Origin of the sequence: Dorea sp. OM07-5, from assembly GCF_003481355.1 — a bacterium.
In the GTDB taxonomy this organism is placed as follows: domain Bacteria; phylum Bacillota; class Clostridia; order Lachnospirales; family Lachnospiraceae; genus Dorea_D; species Dorea_D hominis.
Genome location: NZ_QUKZ01000019.1, coordinates 43,669 through 47,827, shown reverse-complemented (window position 1 = coordinate 47,827; position 4,159 = coordinate 43,669). Strand labels below are relative to the sequence as shown.

Here is a 4,159-nt window from a genome sequence, read left to right as displayed (position 1 = left end):
TCATAAGCACCACCTCATTTCCTACTCTGGCAGTTCAAAGACGCTGTGTTCTGTTACAAGATAGCGTCTATTTTCCAACAAATGAGAAGCGTAGGCTTCAAAGTCAAAGTAATATTCTTGACAGTCCTCGGATAAATGTTTAAACGTCGGGTCGTTCATCAGCTTTTGCCTTGCAACATCAATCATGCTTTTACAGTCGTGATAAACGGTAATTACGTTCCTGCAAATATAAAGAGCCTCTAAGTTCTCATATACGGTCAAAAGTGCTGTATATTCTTCCTGCATATCGCTGGAAAGCTGGTGGTACATATAATCTAATTCGTTGAGTTGGTACACACTTGTATGTTCGTGGACTTCATCAGCATAAGGCAACACCTTTTCGATAATGCGGTAATCCCCACTTTCTGCACCGACACCTAGCTTTTCTTCAAACTCAGCAACATCTATCGGCAGGTCGAACCAGTACGACGTTGTTTCTTTGCCAGTTGTTCCTTTCGTTTCCACCAGCACCTTTGTTTCCTGCATTGTTCCTCACGTCCTTTCTGTTGTTTCATCACATCTTTTAATGTCTGATACGACATACCAAACACATACTTTGAAAAATCTTCTAACTGTCTTTCTTTATAATCGGCAGGGTTTAATCGTTTCATTTCATGCCACACCTTACGCTTGTAAAAGGGCAGGTCGGAAATGTATTCACAGCCGACTTTTGCCTGCATATCCCTAAAAATATCGTTCATTTCATCACTCCAATCTGAAATTTTAGGTAAGAAAAAAGCAGTCAATCCTAAGACTAACTACTTTGTGTGTATGGATATGAAATTGTAATAACGGAAGGTTACAAGTTAAATTTATTACAGCAAAAATGCAGATATTCTTTAACCGATATTTCTTTACTATGCAAAATTCCAATAACAACAAATATAACTTCTGCAACTGTAAGATAACAATCTTTCAAATCAAAAATAAACAAGGTCGGTATCTGTAAAAAATCTAAACTCCCTCCCCAAAACAACTTATCAATCAGACTGCATAAACTTCCAGCTATCCCACAAATCATTATTACTTTTACCCAAAAACTTGTGCGTGATTTTTTTGTCTGATATAACATATATCCTGATATAAAGAGGAATAAAACAAGAATATTCAATAAAATTGTAACAAATGGACTTGATAACAATTCAAAAAAATTCCCACCATAAGATAAACGTGTATTTAATTCTGGATTAAATCTTAAAGTTTTAATCATTATATCAAACTCGCATTTCATAAATAATTTAGAAATCACTATTTTAACAGTCTGGTCAATTATTACCAATAACAATATAGGAATAATGAAAGGCTTAAATTTTTTCATCAATCATAGCTCCTCTCAATTCAAAGTTGTTACATTCTTCAATATCCACATTATAACATTCTTATATCAGCACTACAATATAATTTTATGCACCGATAATCTTATTGAACAGCTCTAACAGTACATCTTTTACACCGCCAGCATTGAATACTAAACCAACGGCAACAAGGGCAACTACCAAGAAACCGATGAGCTTTGAAAACTCACGTTTGAACCCTAAGTAGATACCGATAACCACAATCGCCATAAGCACTAAGCTTTGGGCGTTGCTTAAAAACCATGTATATAAATTTTGTCCGAAATTCATATTATTTGTCCTCTCTTTCTTTGATTTCTTCCATGTATCTATCGGCTTCTTTGCCAACATTCAAAATACACATCAAAACTATACCAATACCCATTCCCATAGATACCAGCAGTAAGTCTTTTCCTAATTCCCACATTTTTTATCACTCCTAACTTTCCACTAAATCTTTTGCAGGGGTCGTCTGCTGTTTGATTATCATTTCATGCTTTTCTGTGAGCTTTGCCTGCTGTTCGATTGTTTCCATGTAGTCTGTGCCGTTTCCCTTATCAATCTTTTTCAGCATTTTCAAGGTTGGTGCTACCTGCCTTTGTACCCAACGAAGCGTGCGGTCTAAGGTGTAAGGCTCTGGTTTTGTCGTCAGCTTCAAGCTCTGTCTGTTATCACCGATAAACCACGCCCAGCGATCGTTGAGTTTCCAGTCATTTTTTCGCTTGTCGGGTTCTTCATCAACAAACCGCACATATTGATTGATGATAGAAAAAGCGGTCTGCTCTGCGTCATAATAGGTCAGCAAATCTCGTACTGCATAATAGGCTCGTTCATTTCTAAGCCGTATCTCAAAACGGTTGATAATGTCGGCTTCTTCCAGAGGGGTCCCTAACTTGACGTACTGCTCATAGTCCTTTTCATAGATACAGAAATACACATCTGATTTCAGCGAACCAAGATAAAGGGTACGTCCCATATATTCTCTATCGTCCTCTCTGTGCTTGATAAGCTCGCCCGACTGATAAAACTTATAACTTCTGGACTTTCCGATATATTCCCGTTTTCTGCATTTTTCCGCAAGCTCTGGAATATCCAAAATGCCCGTATGGTCGTTGATAGCAAGGTCGATACGCTTCATCACGCCACCGTCTACGAGTGCGTCCATGAGAAAATCATACCAGCTTCTTTGCTGTGCCAGCAGGTAACTTTCAAACTGCCTGCAACCACGCCCCTTTAACTCTAAAAGGACACCTTTTTCTTCGTCAGCCGACGTATAGATAAAGATGTCCCCTAAAGAGTAATGTTCCGTATAACTGTAACGCCCGTAATCTTCATGGAGCATATAATTGATATTCAGTTTTAATATGTCTTTGATGATGTGCTGTATATCCAGCGTGGGAAAACGAATTTTTACATAATCAAACAGCAGGGTAAGCGGTGCTTCTGGATTGAACCTTGCCAGTTCCTTATACAGAGTTTCTAGAAGCTCCTTTGACGGCTTCATTTTTCCACTTTCTATCTTGTTGAGATATTCCCTTGTGATACCAGAAGCCACCGCCAGTCTGCCTTGTGAGATACCGTAAGCAATCCGTTTCTCCCGTAATTCTTTTATCCATTGTTCTTCATTCAGAACCATACCCCCAATCTGTAAAGTGTGAAGTTTTTTAAGGCGACTTCACAGCCGATTTTTGCTAGGAAACCATGCCAGAAGCCTTATGTTTCCTATGTTTTTTGTCTATTGTCTATTTGCAAACGTACCCCTCTGTTAGATACCGAGGGGTTTTACCTGCTGGCGTGGCTTACGCCACACCAGCAACGGCTAGTCCGTGCCGTCGCCTTTCGCTTCGCACGTCGCCGTCCCGTCCTGCCTTGCTTGTGCAAGAGAGCCGATAGTCTGCAAAAAATCATGTCCTTTCGGGACTAAAGGCGTGTAAAATTCGCTTATAACGCTTGTTCCCACATCACAATAGCCACGCCCCTTGATACGCTTCTGGAAAAACTGCTTTTTCACATCTGAACCAAACAGCATACCGTAACCTAATTCGCTGATACGCCCCAATCCCACACGGAAGTTGAAGTTATCTCTGATACCGTCCGAGAAATACTTTGCGTCTGGACGCTGGCAGGCAACAATAAGGAAATAACCTGCTTGTCGCCCTAACATAACGATTTTCTTTAACTGGCTAAGTAAGCTCACGCTTTCTTTTGTCCCAAGCATTTCAAAAAATGCTACATATTCATCAAAGATAAGAAAGCAGGGTGGCAGTCCCAGATAGGCGTAGTTTTCGCCCGTCTTATAGTTCGGGTGTCGCTTCATTTCCTCACTTCGCTGTACCATGCCCTCATAAAAGGCATTGACGCAATCAATCATTTCTTCTTTGGTGTGATACACATTTCCCATAACTGTCCCCAAGTCTGCAAGGTCAGCGTTCTTCGGGTCTAAGATATAAAGGACAGCGTTGGTATGCAGTAAAGCTTCAATGAGCGTCAGCAGAAAATAGGTTTTACCGCCACCAGTCCCACCAGCGATAAGAGCGTGAGGGAGTGCGTCATATTCCCAGACAAGATTTTTCATCAGTCTAAGACAGCCATTTTCTGCCCGTACTTCATCAATGGTAATGCGGTTCGCTATCATATCATAAAGCAGGGTATATTCGATATAGCCGTCATGCAGAGTCTTGTCGGTCAGCTCGCAATATAAGCCACTTTCCAATTTATCCTCTAACCGTAAAAGCTGGTCTTGATATTTCCCCAGTGTAATTTCACAGCGGATATGAAGCAGTCCC

General features: G+C 40.4%; 7 protein-coding genes. All 7 read right to left on the bottom strand.

Annotated elements, in window-relative coordinates; translation table 11 throughout:
* Positions 1-21: 21 nt before the first annotated feature.
* Positions 22-525, bottom strand: coding sequence for an antirestriction protein ArdA (locus DXC04_RS13830; RefSeq protein WP_009243523.1), 504 nt, complete (start codon positions 523-525; stop codon positions 22-24).
* Positions 444-740, bottom strand: a complete 297-nt coding sequence (locus DXC04_RS13825) for a conjugal transfer protein (RefSeq protein ID WP_083816214.1) — start codon at positions 738-740, stop codon at positions 444-446. The genes DXC04_RS13830 and DXC04_RS13825 overlap by 82 nt, the downstream gene beginning before the upstream one ends.
* A gap of 98 nt (positions 741-838) precedes the next feature.
* Positions 839-1,357, bottom strand: coding sequence for a signal peptidase II (locus DXC04_RS13820; protein ID WP_009243524.1), 519 nt, complete (start codon positions 1,355-1,357; stop codon positions 839-841).
* An 85-nt stretch (positions 1,358-1,442) separates the two neighbouring features.
* The gene (locus DXC04_RS13815; protein WP_006354966.1) at positions 1,443-1,664 is read right to left on the bottom strand and encodes a hypothetical protein; all 222 of its coding nucleotides are present in this window, start codon (positions 1,662-1,664) and stop codon (positions 1,443-1,445) included.
* 1 nt (position 1,665) lies between these two features.
* Positions 1,666-1,800, bottom strand: coding sequence for a DUF3789 domain-containing protein (locus tag DXC04_RS13810; protein ID WP_009243525.1), 135 nt, complete (start codon positions 1,798-1,800; stop codon positions 1,666-1,668).
* A gap of 12 nt (positions 1,801-1,812) precedes the next feature.
* Positions 1,813-3,009, bottom strand: coding sequence for a MobT family relaxase (mobT, locus tag DXC04_RS13805; protein ID WP_009243526.1), 1,197 nt, complete (start codon positions 3,007-3,009; stop codon positions 1,813-1,815).
* Positions 3,010-3,192: 183 nt separating this feature from the next.
* Positions 3,193-4,159, bottom strand: a 967-nt coding sequence (locus DXC04_RS13800) for an FtsK/SpoIIIE domain-containing protein (protein WP_243112160.1), incomplete at its 5' end; no start/stop codon positions are given.